Source organism: Pseudoalteromonas sp. HL-AS2, from assembly GCF_031198805.1.
In the GTDB taxonomy this organism is placed as follows: Bacteria; Pseudomonadota; Gammaproteobacteria; order Enterobacterales; family Alteromonadaceae; genus Pseudoalteromonas; species Pseudoalteromonas nigrifaciens.
Window position 1 is genome coordinate 2,286,831 of record NZ_CP133571.1, and the last position, 17,749, is coordinate 2,304,579.

The 17,749-nt window shown below is 39.1% G+C and carries 16 protein-coding genes; 6 read left to right on the plus strand and 10 right to left on the minus strand.

Annotation, left to right across the window (positions count from 1 at the left end):
• The first annotated feature begins 62 nt into the window (after positions 1–62).
• Both RB215_RS10660 and RB215_RS10665 read left to right on the plus strand, forming a co-directional pair.
• Complete coding sequence (locus RB215_RS10660; protein ID WP_041454749.1) at positions 63–491, plus strand: OsmC family protein; 429 nt, start codon at positions 63–65, stop codon at positions 489–491.
• Positions 492–860: 369 nt separating this feature from the next.
• The gene (locus RB215_RS10665) at positions 861–1,640 is read left to right on the plus strand and encodes an EAL domain-containing protein (RefSeq protein WP_309216341.1); all 780 of its coding nucleotides are present in this window, start codon (positions 861–863) and stop codon (positions 1,638–1,640) included.
• Between the two features lie 66 nt (positions 1,641–1,706).
• Here RB215_RS10665 and RB215_RS10670 read toward each other — a convergent pair whose 3' ends face one another.
• Complete coding sequence (locus tag RB215_RS10670) at positions 1,707–3,200, minus strand: dipeptidase (protein WP_197182094.1); 1,494 nt, start codon at positions 3,198–3,200, stop codon at positions 1,707–1,709.
• Positions 3,201–3,375: 175 nt separating this feature from the next.
• On the opposite strand from RB215_RS10670, the gene RB215_RS10675 reads away from it, so the two are divergent.
• On the plus strand, positions 3,376–3,564 hold the full coding sequence (locus RB215_RS10675; protein ID WP_011328862.1) for a DUF2986 domain-containing protein: 189 nt from the start codon (positions 3,376–3,378) through the stop codon (positions 3,562–3,564).
• 147 nt (positions 3,565–3,711) lie between these two features.
• Here RB215_RS10675 and RB215_RS10680 read toward each other — a convergent pair whose 3' ends face one another.
• Positions 3,712–5,853, minus strand: a complete 2,142-nt coding sequence (locus tag RB215_RS10680) for a TonB-dependent receptor plug domain-containing protein (protein WP_309216342.1) — start codon at positions 5,851–5,853, stop codon at positions 3,712–3,714.
• 365 nt (positions 5,854–6,218) lie between these two features.
• On the opposite strand from RB215_RS10680, the gene RB215_RS10685 reads away from it, so the two are divergent.
• A complete protein-coding gene (locus RB215_RS10685) occupies positions 6,219–7,421 on the plus strand; it encodes an MFS transporter (RefSeq protein ID WP_011328864.1) in 1,203 nt (400 codons plus the stop codon).
• A gap of 60 nt (positions 7,422–7,481) precedes the next feature.
• On the opposite strand, the gene RB215_RS10690 is transcribed toward RB215_RS10685, so the two are convergent.
• The 4 genes from RB215_RS10690 to RB215_RS10705 all read right to left on the minus strand — a co-directional run bounded on the left by RB215_RS10690 (position 7,482) and on the right by RB215_RS10705 (position 12,742).
• The gene (locus tag RB215_RS10690; protein WP_011328865.1) at positions 7,482–8,528 is read right to left on the minus strand and encodes an NAD(P)-dependent alcohol dehydrogenase; all 1,047 of its coding nucleotides are present in this window, start codon (positions 8,526–8,528) and stop codon (positions 7,482–7,484) included.
• Positions 8,529–8,686: 158 nt separating this feature from the next.
• Entirely contained in the window at positions 8,687–9,400 is a 714-nt protein-coding gene (locus RB215_RS10695) for a DUF1499 domain-containing protein (RefSeq protein WP_309216344.1), read from the minus strand.
• A gap of 83 nt (positions 9,401–9,483) precedes the next feature.
• Positions 9,484–10,824: a DUF1501 domain-containing protein gene (locus RB215_RS10700; RefSeq protein WP_197108254.1), complete on the minus strand. Its 1,341-nt coding sequence runs from the start codon at positions 10,822–10,824 to the stop codon at positions 9,484–9,486.
• A 10-nt stretch (positions 10,825–10,834) separates the two neighbouring features.
• Complete coding sequence (locus RB215_RS10705) at positions 10,835–12,742, minus strand: DUF1800 family protein (protein ID WP_309216346.1); 1,908 nt, start codon at positions 12,740–12,742, stop codon at positions 10,835–10,837.
• 170 nt (positions 12,743–12,912) lie between these two features.
• On the opposite strand from RB215_RS10705, the gene RB215_RS10710 reads away from it, so the two are divergent.
• Positions 12,913–13,128: a hypothetical protein gene (locus RB215_RS10710; RefSeq protein ID WP_309216347.1), complete on the plus strand. Its 216-nt coding sequence runs from the start codon at positions 12,913–12,915 to the stop codon at positions 13,126–13,128.
• Between the two features lie 136 nt (positions 13,129–13,264).
• On the opposite strand, the gene RB215_RS10715 is transcribed toward RB215_RS10710, so the two are convergent.
• Entirely contained in the window at positions 13,265–14,395 is a 1,131-nt protein-coding gene (locus tag RB215_RS10715) for an S-(hydroxymethyl)glutathione dehydrogenase/class III alcohol dehydrogenase (RefSeq protein WP_011328870.1), read from the minus strand.
• Between the two features lie 135 nt (positions 14,396–14,530).
• Positions 14,531–14,857 carry a multidrug efflux SMR transporter gene (locus tag RB215_RS10720; RefSeq protein ID WP_011328871.1) on the minus strand — a complete coding sequence of 109 codons (327 nt, stop codon included), beginning with the start codon at positions 14,855–14,857 and terminating at the stop codon, positions 14,531–14,533.
• A 167-nt stretch (positions 14,858–15,024) separates the two neighbouring features.
• Between RB215_RS10720 and RB215_RS10725 the strand changes: the two genes are divergently transcribed.
• Positions 15,025–15,891: a LysR family transcriptional regulator gene (locus tag RB215_RS10725; RefSeq protein ID WP_011328872.1), complete on the plus strand. Its 867-nt coding sequence runs from the start codon at positions 15,025–15,027 to the stop codon at positions 15,889–15,891.
• 471 nt (positions 15,892–16,362) lie between these two features.
• Here RB215_RS10725 and RB215_RS10730 read toward each other — a convergent pair whose 3' ends face one another.
• Together RB215_RS10730 and RB215_RS10735 are read right to left on the minus strand one after the other, a co-directional pair.
• The gene (locus RB215_RS10730; protein ID WP_197121742.1) at positions 16,363–17,058 is read right to left on the minus strand and encodes a hypothetical protein; all 696 of its coding nucleotides are present in this window, start codon (positions 17,056–17,058) and stop codon (positions 16,363–16,365) included.
• A complete protein-coding gene (locus RB215_RS10735) occupies positions 17,051–17,467 on the minus strand; it encodes a hypothetical protein (protein ID WP_197121743.1) in 417 nt (138 codons plus the stop codon). The genes RB215_RS10730 and RB215_RS10735 overlap by 8 nt, the downstream gene beginning before the upstream one ends.
• Positions 17,468–17,749: the final 282 nt, after the last annotated feature.

Below are 17,749 nucleotides of genomic sequence, written 5' to 3' on the forward strand. Positions count from 1 at the left end.
TTTTTGCAAATAACACTCACCTAGTATGAAAAGCTTACCGCCAATGCAATAAGGAGAAGATGATGACAATTAAAAAATCTGCAAACTCAAAATGGTCTGGTGATATTAAAACAGGTAAAGGCAGTATTTCTACGCAAAGTGGCGCGCTTAATAATCAACCCTACGGATTTAATACCCGCTTTGAAGATAAACCCGGCTCAAACCCTGAAGAATTAGTAGCTGCGGCGCACAGTGCATGCTTTAGTATGGCATTATCGCTAGCATTAGGTGAAGCAGGGTTTACCGCCGACAACATTGATACCAAAGCGGTGGTTAGCTTAGATGAAGTAGACGATGGTTTTGCTGTTACCCATATTGCGCTTGAAGTTAATGCTAAAATTGCTGATATTGCAAACGAGCAGTTTCAAGCTTTATGCGAGCAAACTAAAAAAGGCTGCCCTATTTCTAAACTAATGAATGCTGAAATATCACTCACAGCAAACTTACTTTAAAGCCCTTAACCTAGTTTGCTAGTAATTACATAAATAATTACACCAATAGGCCAAGCATTATGCTTGGTCTACTTCCTAGTTAATCACCTTATTTATAAAACCTTTGATTAATTAAACAATTAACTCACTAAAGTAGTAAATACCTTTTCGTACTTTTATTATGTTTTGCGGAGTTATAATTGATACAAGGTAGATTTACTTAAATAAAAATGATCTTTCTAATACTGAGTAAATTTGTTACTTTTTATTAAAGCTGTTTTCGAATAACCTTCGTATATAGCAATTTTTATTACACTTGCTCCACCAGCTCTTCTATAGATAAAAGCGTAGCACAGTAATTACCCCCTCTAAATTGAAAGGACAATAATAATGGATGATAAAGCAAAAAATTGTGAAAAGGTCTCATGTAGTAATTGCGCAGATTTAGATGAGCTCGGATTTGATTTTACCATGGCTTTTCAACCTATTATTAACTGTAAAACCCAAAGTATTTACGGTTATGAAGCATTAGTTAGAGGGCTAAATAATGAGTCGGCTTATTCTATTATTTCTAAAATTACAGTCGATAATCGCTATACGTTTGATCAACTGTGCCGTATAAAAGCCATTGCATTAGCGGCAAAACTAAAAATAGACTCCATTTTAAGTATAAACTTTCTTCCTAATGCTATTTATAAACCTGAGCGTTGTATTCGCACTACATTAGAAGCCGCTGAAAAGTATAACTTCCCGACAAAAAATATTTTATTTGAATTTACCGAAGTTGAAAAAATTGAAGATACCGCCCATGTAAAACGCGTTGTTAACTATTATCAGTCTCTTGGGTTTAAAACAGCCACTGATGATTTTGGATCGGGTTATTCTGGCTTAAATTTATTAGCCGATTTTCAAACCGATATTATTAAGCTTGATATGGCACTTATACGCGATATAGATAAAGATGCAAAACGCCAAATAATTGTGACTCATTGCTTAAATATGTTTCGCGATTTAGGAGTTATAACATTGGCCGAAGGCATTGAAACATTGGAAGAATATACATGGCTTAAAAATGCGGGTGTTGAGCTTATGCAGGGGTATTTGTTTGCTAAACCGGGATTTGAAAGCTTACCAGATGTAAACTTTGCTAACTTAAATTGCCAAGCTTAAATACCGGCTAATATTTATATTTAGCCGGTATTTTTATGCTCCTTTTATACTAAGGAGAGAGTAAAGTTACATATTACCTAGCTCTATCATCATCGCGGTGTACATGCGCAAGTTAAGCTTTAGCTGCTCAAGGGTAATAAACTCATGCTCAGAGTGTCCGGTGTAACGCTTACCTGGCATTGATGGGCCAAACGATACCGCATTATCAAATAACTTAGCGTTAGTACCGCCGCCAATAGAGACAAAACCCGCTTGTTGATCACCCGTAAAGTGCTTAAAAATATCAAGTAATTTTTGCGCATGCGGCGCGTCATCAAGTAGCATAGGCGTACCAATAATAGTTTTAACATCACTTAGTGTTACATTGTTAGTGGCTTGCCATTTTGCTAGTGCACTGTCTATTTGCTGCTTTAACACCAACTCTTCTTTGCCCATAGGGCGGCGCGCATTTACACTAAGCGTTAGGGCATTTCCCTCTCGTTCAATCACAGTAGGTGCCACTGTCATTGGCCCCATAAAATCATGTTTATAGGCAATATCGCCAAACTGTTTGCCATGAATACCTAAACCAATCAGCTGATTTACAAAGTTAATTAACTGCCCATCGCTATTATTTTCAAGCACTAGACCTTTAAATATTTCGGCTAAATAAGCAATTGCGTTAACACCCGACTCTGGCTCTGATGAATGCGCCGATACGCCTTTTACACTAATTGCGACAGCAGTATCGCTTTGCTGAGCAAAGTTAAACTCTACTTGCTTAAGCGTACTGGCTTTGGCTTTTAATTGAGTAAGTAACTTAGCATCGGCATTATGCAGTACTAGGCTGGCGTCTTCTGGTATTTGACTTACAAATGCACCACCTGCAACATCACTAACATAAACGCCTGTTTTTGCCGAGGTAGCATTGAACGTTGGCGCAATTAAACTCCACCCTTTTTCAGCCACCACTACCGGGTATGACGCATCAATTGTTACTGCGTACTTTGGCTGCTCATAGGTTTTCATAAACTCAGTAAGCGGGCCCCAATCAGACTCCTCAGCAAGGTAAATCATTAACTCAATGCGGTTATTAAGCGTTATGCCTTTATCTTTAATGGCTTTCATGGCGTAAAGCGCTGTCGCTATTGCGCCTTTATCGTCTTCGGTACCGCGGCCAATTAAGCGCCCAGGCTCTGATGTTGTATCAATAATAAATGGGCTTTGCTGCCACTTACTCGCATTAGCTGGTTGCACGTCGCCGTGTGTTACTACGGTTACTTTATCGCTTTGTTCCCCAAGTCCAATTAATACTGTGTAGCCTAAATCCTGATAATCTAAACCCAGCTCGGCCGCTTTCATTTTGAGTAAGGCTTTAAAACCAATAAAGTCGGGATTTTGTGGTGCGCTAATATCGCTTTTATTCACAGTAGGAAATGATACTAAATTGGTTAGTGTATGTACCTGGGCGCTTTGGTAGGTATTTACGGCATAATTGGCAACACTATCAATATTTTTATTTAACTGTGCTTGGGCACTAAACGCAAATAATGCAACACTGGCTAACGCTAACTTTTTCAAAACAATTCCCATTTAATTAATCACTAAGAAACATAATTATAACCTTGTGTATCTCACACAAACAGCGCTTTGCGGTAAAGTCACATTACAACCAGTGCAATTAGTTAAATATTTATATAGTTGCTTTTATACTTGGTGCTATATAATGCGCGCCTTAAAATTATGAGTATTAAACATGAACCGTCGCAAAAAAATCGTTACTAAATTTCAAAAGAAAGACAAGCGCACCAATGCCAAATTACATAAAAGCAAAAAGCCAGGTTATGTATCAAAAGCTGAGCGCGAAAAACTTGAAAAACTTACTGACGAAAAAGTAGAACAAACAACTGAGCAAACCGCTGAACCTGAAGCTGAGCAACAATAAGCGCTTTTAGGCGCTTATTGTTTTAAGTTTTTACGGATCTATTGTGGTAAAAGTAGCGTATCGCTCAATAACCTACTACCACAGTGGTAACTATTAATTTAAAAGCCATAGTAAATTTATATAGCCCTTCTATTTACCGTTTCAACCTTAAAACGCGTAGCTTAATGCTAAATTTAATGATCTTCCTTGTCCTGCTAATTGTGTAAAGCCGGTTGCGTTATCTTGTTTAAACCCAGCAATGCTAACCCCACCTAATGGTAGTTGGTAATACTGATCAAATAAATTTGTTACCTCAACACTGAGTGTAAATGCATCCCACACTGTTTTAGAACTTAAATTAACTAAATGATAGCTATCGGTTTGGTTTTCAAAGCGGTTGTTATCTACTCTCGTTTTAGTATCGACCCATTGCCATAAAAGTAAGTTTTCAACATTACCAACTTGCTGGCTAATACCAAGCTGGGTTTGCAATGGTTTAATTTGATAAAGCGGCTGAGTGCTAGAGTTACCATCGCGTTTGCCACGGGTGTTAGTTATATTTGCTTTTAACTGCCACTGACCTAACTGTTCAGATTGATAAATACTGGCACTTAAATCTACTTTAGCGCCATATAAAATGGCGTCTACATTAGTAAACTGCAAAATATTGCGACTATTACCGTCAATGCCTGAACTATTAAAGTTCCTTACTATGTCAGCATCAATATAATCACTCACATCGGTATACCAAATATTAGTGCTTACACGCCAGCTGTCGTCTTTTGCCAATTTAGTATAAGTAGCACTCATTGTATGTGCGGTTTCAACGCCAAGATCTGGGGTGCCAATATAACCATTACCATCGCCGTACCAGCCAATCATGGTGGTTGCCATATTGCTAACCCCCCAACTGTATCGCTCGTATAAGTTTGGCGCGCGATTTTTACGAGCAATACCAAGTTGCAGTTCATCAACGTTAGTTATTTGGTAATTAATTAATACGTTTGCATCAACTACAGTATCGGTTTTATTTCTACTCCCTGCATTAAACGTATTTGCTGCTATAGCGTCACTTGGCCCCATATGCATACCGCCCATATGCATACCGCCCATGTGCATACCTGTGTTATATGCCTGTACTTCACTTACTTGGGTATTTATATTTTCAATACGCACACCCGTGTTTAACCATAGTTTTTTACTATTTTGGCGTTCATATTCTGCAACAAGTGCAATGCGTTCACGCTTTCCATTATTAATATTTTTATAGTCGTTTGGCCCCATCATGGCCGAGCCTGTAATACTTGGCCACCAATCATCAATACTATAATGGTAATATTCTTGAGCTAGCAATATGCTGCTATCGTTATCTAAATTTATACGCCATTTTAACTGGCTGCTTATATCTTCTGCGTCGGTTTTCATTGGCATCATGCCGATTTTTTCTGCGCTAAAAAATCCCATATCGTGTTTTACGCTATGCCAATTTACTTGTCCTGCAAACTCGCTGCTCGCAAATGCTCGTTTGTATTGCGCTGTAACCCCGTAACTGGTGTTATCTGTCATATCCATATACTGATTAGCAAAGCCTTGATACGGAATTTTTTGATGACTAAGCTTAACTACAACCTGCTGTTTATCGTCGCGTATAGCTGCGGTTAAACTGTGATTTTGGGCGCGATACAACGTATCAAGCACTACATCGCCGTTACCGTCTTCATAGCTGTTTGCATCACTAAACGAGCCCTGATAATTAACGCTAAGTGTATTACTTGCTAAACGTGCACCTACTCCAAAATTACGACCATTGTCAGCAGTGCTGTACTTTGCCGATACATAACCAGAATGCCATGCTAAATCGCTATTTTGAGTGTATTGCGGTGCAATAGAGTTAACACTTATTACACCTGCTATATTATCGCCACCTGCACTTACCGGTGATACACCGGCAACCACATGATAAGACGTAACTTGGTTCGCCGAAATGTAAGACAACGGCGGATTCATTTGATTAGCGCATGCCGCCGTTATTTCTGCGCCATCAACTAATACTTTTACTCTGTCGCCCATTAAACCATTTAAAATAGGTAAATTAGATACGCCACCAGCAGCTGAAAAATCGACACCTAAATCACTTAATAGCGACTCTGTAGAGCCAAGTACTAAATGTTTATTTTGAGCATCCCCATGTACTTCAATCACTTCTAAAGATGTATCGTCGGCAAATACTAAAGGAGATAAAAGCCCACTTGTTAAAAACACTAAAGGTGAGAGTAAGTAAGGTGTACGGTATATTATTTTATGCGCCATTATTTTATTCTTTGGACTGCTATTATTAATGACGTAATTATACTGGATTCACCTTACTTGCATGCGCGACATAATGTCGCACTTTATTAACTATAATCAGCATTTTTAGCCAAGCTTATCTTTTTATATTAGGTTATTTGCCTCTCTAAATTAACCACACGACATTAAGATTTTATTAAAGTAATTAATTTACCTTTAACGGCCAGCTAATAGATGACGCCCTATGTTATTTGGCTTAAAATGGCCGCCTATTTATTCCCAGCATTTACAACAACACTTCTTTGCTTTTTTCGCAGCAACAACACTTTACAGTTTGCTTGTTGCCCTAGTTTTTATGAATTAAACATTAATCTCAAAGGATTTTTATGACCGCTAATGTAGCGCCGCCATCTAATCAACTTAACCGAACAGCTATATTAATCGTGCTTGCGCTCGGTACTTTTATTTTAGGGTTATCTGAATTTTCGATGATGCCTATGCTGCCACTGATCAGTGAAACTTTTGGCTCAACGCCTTCGCAAAGTGGCTACGCTATAAGCGCTTATGCTTTAGGTGTTGTTGTTGGTGCGCCCATTTTAATGTTAACTACTGCAAACATGAGAAAACGCAAAGCGTTGCTTATATTTTTAAGCTTAATGTGTATTTCTAATAGCTTAAGCGCTTTTGCAACGTCACTTGAGCAATTGGTATTGTTTCGCTTTTTAAGTGGCTTGCCCCATGGTGCTTATTTTGGTGCAGCTATTTTATTAGCCTCTGAAATTGCCCCTGCAGGTAAGCGTGCAAGCTTTATGTCGAAAGTTTTTATGGGTTTGACCATTGCCACCATTGTTGGCGTACCTGTGGTAACTTTAGTAGGGCAAAACTTAAGCTGGCGTTACTGCTTAGCCGGTGCAGGTGTTTTAGCTTTTATTGCTTTTATTTTTGTATATAAAGTTGTGCCAAATATTGAAAACACTAAACCATCTAATTTACTTAATGAGTTTGGAGTATTAAAAAACAAGCTGGTTTGGTCTATTTTGGGTATTGTAATTATTGGTTTTGGTGGAGTATTTTGTATTTATACCTATGTTGCCGATACTATTTTAGAAGTAACCGAAACAGCGCCCTACACCATTTCGATTGCTATGGTGATGTTTGGTATTGGCTCAACATTAGGTAATTATGTATTAGGTAAAGCGGCAGATAAATCTGCAATTAAAACAACTGGCTTAGTACTGGTTTGCACTATTGTATTTGCCTTTGCTTATGTAACCGCAAGCTATAACATTTGGCTGCTTTATGGGGTTATATTTTTTATTGGCTGCAGTTTAGGTTTAGCAACGCTAGTACAAACCTTACTAATGGATGTGTCTCCTAATGGGCATGCCATGATAGGCGCGTTAGTACAGTGTGCTTTTAATGTTGCTAATGCAATTGGCCCTTGGGTTGGAGGCATTGCAATTGCGCAAGGTGCCGCGCCAAATCAAACAGGCTATGTTGCCGCTGCTCTTTTTGTTGGTGGGTTTATTATGTGGTTACTTAGCTACTTACAAATGAGCAATAAATCGTTTGTAGCAAAAGAGGCTTAATAGTTAACTAAAAAGAGCCGCTAATTTGCGGCTCTTTTTATTTTTAATTACTAAGTGTAATTAAACACTTAACGATGCCATATCAATAACAAAACGATAACGAACGTCAGACTTTTCCATTCGCTCATAAGCTGTATTTATTTCATCAATATTGATCATTTCACATTCGGGTAAGACATTATGCTCGCCACAAAAATCAAGCATTTGCTGCGTTTGTGCAATACCACCAATAAGTGAGCCTGCAATACGGCGACGCCCCATTAATAATGGCACTGTGCTTAGCTCATCAACCGGGCCAACCTGACCAACAATAACCAGTGTACCATCAATATCTAGCAGTGGTGTGTAAATAGATAGATCGTGCTTTACCGGTACGGTATCAATAATAACGTCGAAGGCTGACTGCGCACTTTTCATTGCATCATCGTTTGACGACACTAAATAATGCTGGGCACCTAGTTTAACGGCATCGTCTTTTTTAGACTCACTACGGCCAACTACCGTAACGCTTGCGCCCATAGCAACAGCGTTTTTAACCGCCATATGGCCAAGACCACCTAAACCAACTACAGCAACACGACTGCCTTTTTTAACGCCCCACTTATGCAATGGCGAGTAGGTAGTAATGCCTGCACACAACAACGGTGCAACACGCGACAGCTCTAAGTTTTTAGGTACTGAGAGTACGAACTCTTCACGCACTACAACATGTTTAGCATACCCACCTTGGGTCATATCGCCGTTAACACGATCTGTTCCTGCGTATGTGCCTACCATGCCTTCACGGCAAAACTGCTCTTCGTTATTATCGCACTGATCGCAACTTTTACACGAGTCGACCATACAACCAACAGCAACCGTATCGCCTTGCTTATATTTTGTAACGTCGCTACCTACCGACATAACCTTACCAACAATTTCGTGTCCGGGTACTAACGGGTAGCGACTACCACCCCAATCATTACGTACCGCGTGTAAGTCTGAATGACAAACTCCACAGTATAATATTTCAATTTCTACATCGTTATCTCGTAAATCGCGGCGCTCAAAAGAAAACTCGGTGAGTTCTGAACCTTGGCTTTTTGCTGCATATCCTACTGTTTTCATAATAACTCCATAGTATGTTAAAAATATAAATACCAAATAAGTATACTTGCTTAGCTGTGAACACTAACTGATGATAAAAAACCCAAGCCGTACGCTTGGGTTCCATTTGATTGTTGGTAACTTAATTGTTAGTAACTTAACATTTAGGTTTGCCCTAATTATTTTGCCAGTACCGCGTTTAATTCATCTACAAATGTATGAATACGCTCTGCATTTTTACCTAAATCACTGCGACCAATACGCGACTTACTACGAATATCAACAAAACGCTGAGAACCTTCATCTTTAATACGCACCACTATATCGTCTTTAAAACCAAACCAGGTGGTAGTCTCGGTTGCTTCAACAATCCCTTGGCTAGCATCGCTATTAACTAACTCCCAACCCAAATTTTTAATCGCTTGCACTGTAGCCACTACTAACTCACTTTTTGGGTAAGCATAATTAAGGGTAGTCAGTTCTGGGTAAGCTTTAAGCTGTTGCGCAGCCGTTTCTGCCCCGGCATAAGCCACTGGGTTTGGCGCATCGGCACGCAGTGGTGCAATAGCTACAAACTTTGGTGGATTAACTACATCTGTCGAAATATCATGAATTGGCGGCACACTTTTCGCTTTATCCATCATATTAAGTGGCATAAAAATAGCAACACCCGCAAATATAACAGCCACTACAGTGCTACTTACAGTGGCTGTTTTACGCATAAATATAACCTGCACCAAAAGTAATACAAGCGCAGCTCCCCCCACGTAAACACCAAACCTAAATCCAGCAAATGCAGTGCCTAACTCAACAACACCAAATTTATATAATGGCCCGGGTAATACAACCATTAAAAAGGCGATTAAACTCACCAAACTTACTAAAACTTTCATTAATTTACTCCATTACATGAATTTTTTATTCGCAAACAGTTTTATACTGTTTGCGATGGAATTTGGGTTACATTAATAACGAATTAAACCATAAAATCTAATGTCGACTGATTAAAGTATCTTAAGTTTGGAAATATATCACCTAATTCTGATGCAGGAACACCAAACCACTTAGCTAGTGTGGCAAAATATTGCTCATTTGCAACACTTGGTATTAATCGCCCTCGGCCGGTATCTTGTGGTCCGCCTAAATGTTGAGTTAATAACTCCCCATATATATTGGCGCCTTTAACTGCGCCTCCCATAACGATTTGGTTTCCTGCCCAACCATGATCCGTGCCATCGCCATTAGATGTTAGCGTACGGCCAAAGTCCGACATAGTAAACGACGTTACTTTGTCAGCCATATTCAGCTCATTCATCGCACTATTAAACTCGTTAAGTCCTTGTGCTAGTGTGCTAAGCAATGCGGGGTGAGTATTCAATTGATTATCGTGTGTATCAAACCCTCCCATAGAAACAAAAAACACTTGGCGCTGCGTACTTAACTTTGCTTGCACACTAATCGCCTTAGTTACCGCAGCTAGTTGCTTCGACAACCCTGTATCGCTAAATGAGGTAATAAGTTCAGGGGCGGCTTCAAGCGCACTATTCATTGTTTGGGTATTTCTAATCGCTGAATTAAAACTATTAGCGTAAGCACCCGTTAATGGATGATTCGTATTACCCATTATACGGTTCATAATATTGGTTACATGCTCAGTTCTTGGCTGATAACCGCCAAAAGCGTTTACTTTACTGATACCGCTTTTATTAAGCGAAAACGCCTTAGTTTGCGCGCCTGTTTGCCAAAGATTGGTGCCATCGAGCGATATGTTTGCAGCAAACTGATCTTGCTGATTTAAGCGCTCTAGCAAACGCGCTCCCCAACCATTATTTAGCGATTCCTTTTCACGACCATACATCCACGCTGCTTGTTGATTGTTATGTGAAAACAAGTGTTGAGGCAGCGGTACTGCTTTATTTTTATAATCGTCAAGCGTGGTTGGTGCAAGCAAAGTACCTACTCCGCCAACAAATGCCAAGTTAGCCGAATCAAACACACTTTGCATGGGTGCAAGCGCAGGGTGCAGCCCTACACCACCAGCAAACGACGAATTAGTATTAAGCGCAATAGGCGAAGCAACCGCCAAGTTTTGCCTGCTTTTTTCATACAAATTTCGTTGCTCGCCCTCTAACGGCATTAGCATATTTAGTGAATCGTTACCGCCATATAAAAATATACATACTAGGGCTTTATAATCACCCAATTCAATAGCATTTGTTGAACCCGTTAATGCTTGAAGTTGTAAGCTGGTTAGCGCCGCTGCCGACACCCCGCCTTTTAAACATAATGACAAAAATTGCCTTCTATTTATGCTCATTATGCCTCTCCTAATACTGCAAATTAAATTCAGGTGAAATAGCAATCATATAAAGTAAATACGATACCCGCTGACGACCTTGATTATCAATAAAATAGGCACTTAAATCGAGTAACGCCTGGCGTGTTTCGTGGCTCATTGAACCGGCAAAATACAACACATTGTACTGATCAAGTAACGACTCTATGCCATAATTTTTTAGATGGTTCATATCGTTTTTAATATAGACGTATAGTAATTTTGGACTTAAAGATGTTTTTCCTTCAGCCGCATTCCACACTAAATCTGCAAAGTGCTTATTCATTATGCCAATTATTGTAGAGTCATTTGCTATTTGTAACTCTGGAGCAACTAAGCCATCACTACGTAAATAAACAGGTTGGTAATCGGGCCTGTAAAAGTTAAATACTGAGGGCGACTTCATTGGCCCCTGTCCATAGGTATTGTATAAACCCCACGTGTTGTAATAACCGTTACCGGTTTTAGCATCTAGATTTCGCCAAAACTGTATTGTGGTTATCAGTGGCTCTTTTAGTTTCCCTTGATAATTTAAAACACTGCCAAAATGGCGTGCCTCATCATCTAAATAAATAGCCTTTATTACCGCGGCTAAATCTCCTCGTACTCCAGCGCCATTATCATTAAAAACACGAGCAACACGGGTAACATATTGCGGTGTTGGGTTTGAGGTAATTAAACGCTGTATGAGTTGTTTACTAATAAATGGCGCTACATTATTGTGATTAAATAGGTTATCGAGCGCTATTTGCAGTGTTTCTTCTGGTCCGTAGCCCTCGGGGATAATTTCGCCATTTAACAATGTTTTTTGTTTACTAGAGTGATACTCGCTAAACGCTTTCATTGGATTTACATAATCACGTTTTTTTTTCTTAAAAGTTTCACTAGCTGCAAATGTCCACCCAGTAAAAACGCGCGCAAATCCTTCTATTTGAGCCTGACCGTAGGTGGCAATTGTATTACCTTGCGCATCAAGCTTTGGAGTAGCGTCTAAATTTAACTCTTCAAGGCCTATTGTAAATAACTGCATTACTTCGCGGGCGTAGTTTTCATCTGGGCGAATATTAAGCTCATCATTTGCCTTTTCATTCCCTAAATGGCTTAAAAAAGTACCCATAATTGGCGACAGCGTTACGTCTTCTAGTAGCTCTCTATAGTTACCAAAAGCATGTTTAAGCAAAATATCGTAGTAAGTGATCATGCCCTCGGGCTGATTACCTACATTACTACTTGCATCCGATACAACCAATATTTGACTCAATGCAAAGGCAACACGTTGGCGTAGTTGATCGTCGCTATGCAACACCCCCTTCCACCACGCATCAATCCTATTAATATACTGAAATTTGTTTTCATCAGGGCTTTTCACTAAATAACCACGATGGTAGTTAATTGGTAACGCCATTTGTTGCTCAAGCCACTGCTGTTCGCTTAACCCTTGAGCTTGGCGTATTTCACTTAATGTGGGGCCCATACTGCCTTGCTGTAATATACGTGCGGCAGCAGTTTCATCCATACTATTACGCGCAACAAAACTCACAGTTTTAACGTTGGTAGCCCCTTCATTATCGGTTGCCGTTACGCTAAAAGCGTACTCCATTGCTGCATGGCTTTGCGCATCTGGTAAAGTAATAGTGATACTACTGGCATTTACAGGTGCATTAAGTACTTTAAGCCCCGCAGTTTGTTCCCACACAACACTACTGATAACGCCATCGGCATCGCCAACTGTTGCATTTAAATCAATAGTTTGACCTTTAACTATATCGTTTTTGATATTGATTATTGATAGGGAGGGGATTTTATTTGTGCTTATAACTGCTGTCTCATCTGAGCCAGAGCCACCGCAAGCACTGATAAACAAAGCAGAGCTTGCTAGTAAAAAAGTTCTATAGTACATGTAAATTTGTTCTCACCTTTAATTAAAGCACAACAGTGCTTACTGCAATTAACACATCAATTGAAACATAAAAATTACATGTTTACTCTTTATTTTTTGTAACCGAAACTTGACTAATTCACAAAAATGCACAAACTACGGGGGTTAAACTAGCCAGAGCCTTATTATTTATGAAAACAGAAATTAGCTATCGTTTTGAATCTTCTCAAGTTGCCAACCGATTTATACATCTACTTAAAAATTGGCCCATTAATGATGTAAAAACAAAATTATTTAATGGCGGCAATTGCGTAAAGGTTAATTATGACTATGACGAGAGTGATTTTGACTACACAGTCGCAGAGCTTGACGATTTAGCCGAAACACACGGCGGTAAAGAAATTTAAAAACAATGCTTATATATTTTGAAGTGTTTTTGGCTGGATCTACTTTTTTTAAAACTGATGGATTGTTTATTAGTAACTATAAATTAAACAAAAAAAGCACTATGGTTTAATTAAACCATAGTGCTGCTGTTTATCGTTATTTATCGAAATGAATAACAGTGCGAATACTTTCGCCTCTGCGCATTAAATCGAACGATTCGTTAATATCTTCAAGTCCCATTGTATGGGTAATAAAGTCACTTAACTTAAATTCACCCGCTAAATAACGTTCTACATAATCAGGTAATTCGCTGCGACCTTTAACCCCACCAAATGCTGAGCCTCTCCATACTCTACCCGTTACCAATTGGAACGGACGGGTTGAAATTTCTTGCCCCGCACCAGCAACACCAATAACCACAGACTCACCCCAGCCTTTATGGCAGCACTCTAGCGCAGAGCGCATTAGGTTAACATTACCAATACACTCAAACGAGTAATCAACACCGCCATCGGTCAACTCTACAATTACATCTTGAATTGGTTTGTCGTAGTCTTTAGGGTTAATAAAGTCGGTAGCGCCTAGTTTTTTTGCTAATTCAAACTTACTTTCGTTAATATCTATAGCAATAATTCGGCTCGCTTTAGCCATAGTTGCACCAATAACTGCCGACAAGCCTATGCCACCAAGGCCAAATATGGCTACTGTTGCGCCTTCTTCAACTTTTGCTGTATTCATTACCGCGCCCATACCGGTTGTAACACCACAGCCTAATAAACACACCTCTTCTAATGGTGCAGATTTATTAACTTTTGCTAACGAAATTTCTGGTAATACCGTGTATTCAGAGAAAGTTGAACAACCCATATAATGAAAAATTGGCTGTCCGTCTTTGTAAAAACGAGTGGTGCCATCAGGCATTAAGCCTTTACCTTGAGTTTCACGAATTTTTTGACACAAGTTAGTTTTACCCGATAAACAAAACTTACACTCGCCACACTCTGGTGTATATAAAGGAATAACGTGATCCCCAACTTTTACACTCGTTACGCCCTCGCCAACTTGCTCAACGATACCACCGCCTTCGTGGCCTAAAATAACCGGAAAAATCCCTTCAGGATCATCGCCAGACAAAGTAAAAGCATCGGTATGACAAACTCCAGAGGCAATAACTTTAACTAATACTTCGCCCTTGCGCGGCAGCATTACGTCAATTTCTTCGATAGATAAAGGCTGTTTTGGACCCCATGCTATAGCGGCTTTCGATTTTATAAACTTATCTGACATCTCGTTCTCTCTTAATTAATAAATTATTTAATATAAATGAACGTAAACACGTATTTTAGTTTAGTTCAGTTACCTTAATAATGCGCTGCTGCATATTATTTTTGGCTTAGAATTATGCTATTCATTTTAAAGCAATTAATGGCTATGCCCTTGCGATAGGTTAATCATTGCAATGCCTATGGCCACCAATGCCATTCCTAACCAAGTGGATAGATCTAAATGCTGTTTATATACAAGGGTAGATAGTAGCGTAACGGTAACAATAGCTAACCCTGCCCACATCGCATGCACAATACCTACAGGCATGCCTTTCATTGCTTGGCCTAAAAAAACAAACGCAGCCAAATGGCCCAATAACACCACTATGCTGGGCAGTAACCTAGTAAAGCCATCTGTTTGTTTTAATGCCACATGCGACATTGCTTCTGCAATAACACCTAAAAATAAAAATACCCAACTCATATTTTTTCCTATTTATTTTGCGAGCTGTTGTATTAATGTCGATAACGTTATATCGACGATTTAACTTATTCACAGCATGTTTGTGTTGATGGCTGCTATTATATTTGTTTCTGTAAAAATGATAATATGCTATTTTTGAAATTAACTTGTACATATAGGTAACAATCATGCAGTGGGAAGGTATTAGTGAATTTGTACACGTTGCTGAAAATGCCAGCTTTACGCAAGCCTCAAAAAAAATGGCAATATCTACAGCGCAAGTAAGCAGGCAAATTAGTGCGCTCGAAAACCGGCTGAATGTGAAGCTGTTTTATCGTACTACGCGCAAAGTGTCGTTAACTGAAGAAGGCCGAGTGTTTTATCAGCATTGCCGCAGCGTGCTTGATGGCTTAGATGCTGCAGAGCGGGCTATAACTAATTTACAAACAACGCCCCAAGGTAAAATAAAACTTACGGCTTCGGTAACTTATGGAGAGCAGCAAGTACTGCCTTTGGTTTCTGACTTTATGCTGCAATATAGTGAGGTCGCGGTTTCTGCTTACTTGAGTAATCAACAAATTGACTTAGTTGAAGGCGGATACGATTTAGCTATACGTATTGGTAAGCTGGCCGACTCGTCAATGATGGCAAAAAAACTCGGAACCAGAACCAGTTATGTGTGCGCATCGCCAGAATATCTGGAAAAACACGGCATACCACATGCAATTTCTGAACTGAGTAAACATAGTTGCCTACTAGGCACGCTTGATTATTGGCACTTTATGGAATCGGGAAAAGAAAAAAACATTCGCGTTGCCGGTAAGCTAAGATACAACAGTGGCTATAGCCTAGCGGATGCAGCATTAAAAGGATTAGGAATAGTACAACTGCCCGATTACTACGTGCAAAATCACCTGCAAAGTGGTGAACTAATTACCTTATTAGATAGCTATCGGGTGCCTGATGAAGGCATTTGGGCCATATACCCTCATAATCGTCACTTATCGCCAAAAATAAGGTTATTGGTCGACTATTTAGCAAAGCATCTTAGTTAGTATTTACGTATTTGAATAATATTAATCTCGAATTTAACTGTGAGGTTAATATTATTACTTCAACTAAGTACACGCTCACATTTTACTTTTCACCTTGTTAGTTGCAATACTGGTTGCAGGGCTATCGGGCCAAAAATTTTTGTTAATGTCAAACTGTATTATTAATTGACAGCAATTTAATGCCTTATTTTTAACAACATAACCGATAAACGTATGAATTTGCTTTGACACTTTATTTTTTCGTGAAGATTGACATCAGATTGATAAAATCAGGGGCTTGTTGACAACCTGGCCTGTGCCACTTAAATTGAGATTTATTAACTAAAGTCTCACCTTTATTTTAAGTAGGTCTAGATTTAGGTAAATAGTTGAATGGATAAAAATTGATAAATTAAGGCTTTAAAAACCTTAATGTATCAATACAGAATTAATGGTTGGACGTAGACATTGCCATCATAATCGAGCGCCTTGTTAGCCTTTTGTTGGATCATTCCAACCCTTCTCAGCACAAAGTGCGGAAAGCTCTTCTAACGATTCTGCGCCCGCCGCGTGAATTTCGCGATGAGGAGATTTATTTGCTACAACAATATTACTCAAATCTCTTGCTCTTCTTGGGTTATCGGCCTGCCGTTCGATATGATGCGCATCTGCATCAGGTTCTAATTGATCTCCAGTCAGTTGACACGAAGTTATGTTTTCACTCTTAATTTTTTTTGCTTTCAAATTAGACTGCTCTTTTCTATTTTTTGACTCTTCGACTTCGCGAGATTTTTCTAGTTCAGGTGCATCTCGGAAGGCATTAATACAAGCTTCCGAATCTCGAAGACGTTCCTTATTTAGGGTATCTCTTGGCTCTTGAATCCGCTCAGATAACTCTTTGTTTACAGAAGATATAGAAGCCAGATTTTGATTGCCTAATTCTAATTTATCATCATCTTCCAGATTGTTGAAAAAACGATTAGCACCTTTTTTATCAGTCGCCAATAAGTGAGGTAATGCATTTTTATCTATGTAAGCTCTACCATCACTGGTATAAGCACCGTTATCTGTAATAAGGCTTCTGTTCTTTTCCGCTTCTGTATCACTTATATGCTTATTTTGTTCAGGAAAGATAATAGTTAGATCTTTAGCAGAATGTACGACTGGAAGATTTTTTTCATCACTCATCTTCATCTTCCTTCACATCAACCATTACCTCATATAGTTTCCTCAAAACATTGAAGGCCGTTGCATCCCCACCTTTGTCAGGATGAACTAGTTGCGAAACTTCCTTGTACCACTTTCTGGCAATAGTAGTATCTTCGTAATGCTCATCTGTAATACCGATAGCTCTATTTCTTTGTTTTCCTTCTAGCTGTGATAAATAATAAATAAATTCAGCTTGCCTTGAAACAAATGGACCCTCTTTAAAACCTAACCACTTTACTTTGAGAAACTCAACGATACTTAGTAGTTCTTCATCACTACTCGCTTCAGTTTTAAGCGGGAAGATAAGTTTTTGTATATCGTCTCTAAGATTTGATGCCTTCTTGTACTCTTGAATATCATCCAGAGAGCTTATTTCTGATATTTTCAATTGTTTCTCCAATGTGAATTCAGACAGCTAACATTTTAGTATTTATGCGACACGCTGTTTGTGTTGCATAAGAGCTTGTTTGGCTGAGGCCCTACCAGCTCGATGTGTCAACGTTGGTGGTGTTTATGTTGTGGGAATTTGCTTTTTAGGTTCTAGCTAAACCGGCTTACCTATTATAGTTTAAGCTTTCCCTGTATTGCTCAGCGTTAACTATGTACCTATTACACCTAAATTCTGCTCAATAAACAATTATATTTAGCCAATCCCAATGACCGCTTCTCG

Bases quoted from the DNA above. Each gene is read 5' to 3' on its own strand.
- RB215_RS10675 (WP_011328862.1), top strand. From the start codon at position 3,376: ATGAACCGTCGCAAAAAAATCGTTACTAAATTTCAAAAGAAAGACAAG.
- RB215_RS10685 (WP_011328864.1), top strand. From the start codon at position 6,219: ATGACCGCTAATGTAGCGCCGCCATCTAATCAACTTAACCGAACAGCT.
- RB215_RS10660 (WP_041454749.1), top strand. From the start codon at position 63: ATGACAATTAAAAAATCTGCAAACTCAAAATGGTCTGGTGATATTAAA.
- RB215_RS10700 (WP_197108254.1), bottom strand. From the start codon at position 10,824: ATGAGCATAAATAGAAGGCAATTTTTGTCATTATGTTTAAAAGGCGGG.
- RB215_RS10690 (WP_011328865.1), bottom strand. From the start codon at position 8,528: ATGAAAACAGTAGGATATGCAGCAAAAAGCCAAGGTTCAGAACTCACC.
- RB215_RS10715 (WP_011328870.1), bottom strand. From the start codon at position 14,395: ATGTCAGATAAGTTTATAAAATCGAAAGCCGCTATAGCATGGGGTCCA.
- RB215_RS10705 (WP_309216346.1), bottom strand. From the start codon at position 12,742: ATGTACTATAGAACTTTTTTACTAGCAAGCTCTGCTTTGTTTATCAGT.
- RB215_RS10695 (WP_309216344.1), bottom strand. From the start codon at position 9,400: ATGAAAGTTTTAGTAAGTTTGGTGAGTTTAATCGCCTTTTTAATGGTT.
- RB215_RS10665 (WP_309216341.1), top strand. From the start codon at position 861: ATGGATGATAAAGCAAAAAATTGTGAAAAGGTCTCATGTAGTAATTGC.
- RB215_RS10730 (WP_197121742.1), bottom strand. From the start codon at position 17,058: ATGAGTGATGAAAAAAATCTTCCAGTCGTACATTCTGCTAAAGATCTA.
- RB215_RS10710 (WP_309216347.1), top strand. From the start codon at position 12,913: ATGAAAACAGAAATTAGCTATCGTTTTGAATCTTCTCAAGTTGCCAAC.
- RB215_RS10725 (WP_011328872.1), top strand. From the start codon at position 15,025: ATGCAGTGGGAAGGTATTAGTGAATTTGTACACGTTGCTGAAAATGCC.
- RB215_RS10680 (WP_309216342.1), bottom strand. From the start codon at position 5,853: ATGGCGCATAAAATAATATACCGTACACCTTACTTACTCTCACCTTTA.
- RB215_RS10720 (WP_011328871.1), bottom strand. From the start codon at position 14,857: ATGAGTTGGGTATTTTTATTTTTAGGTGTTATTGCAGAAGCAATGTCG.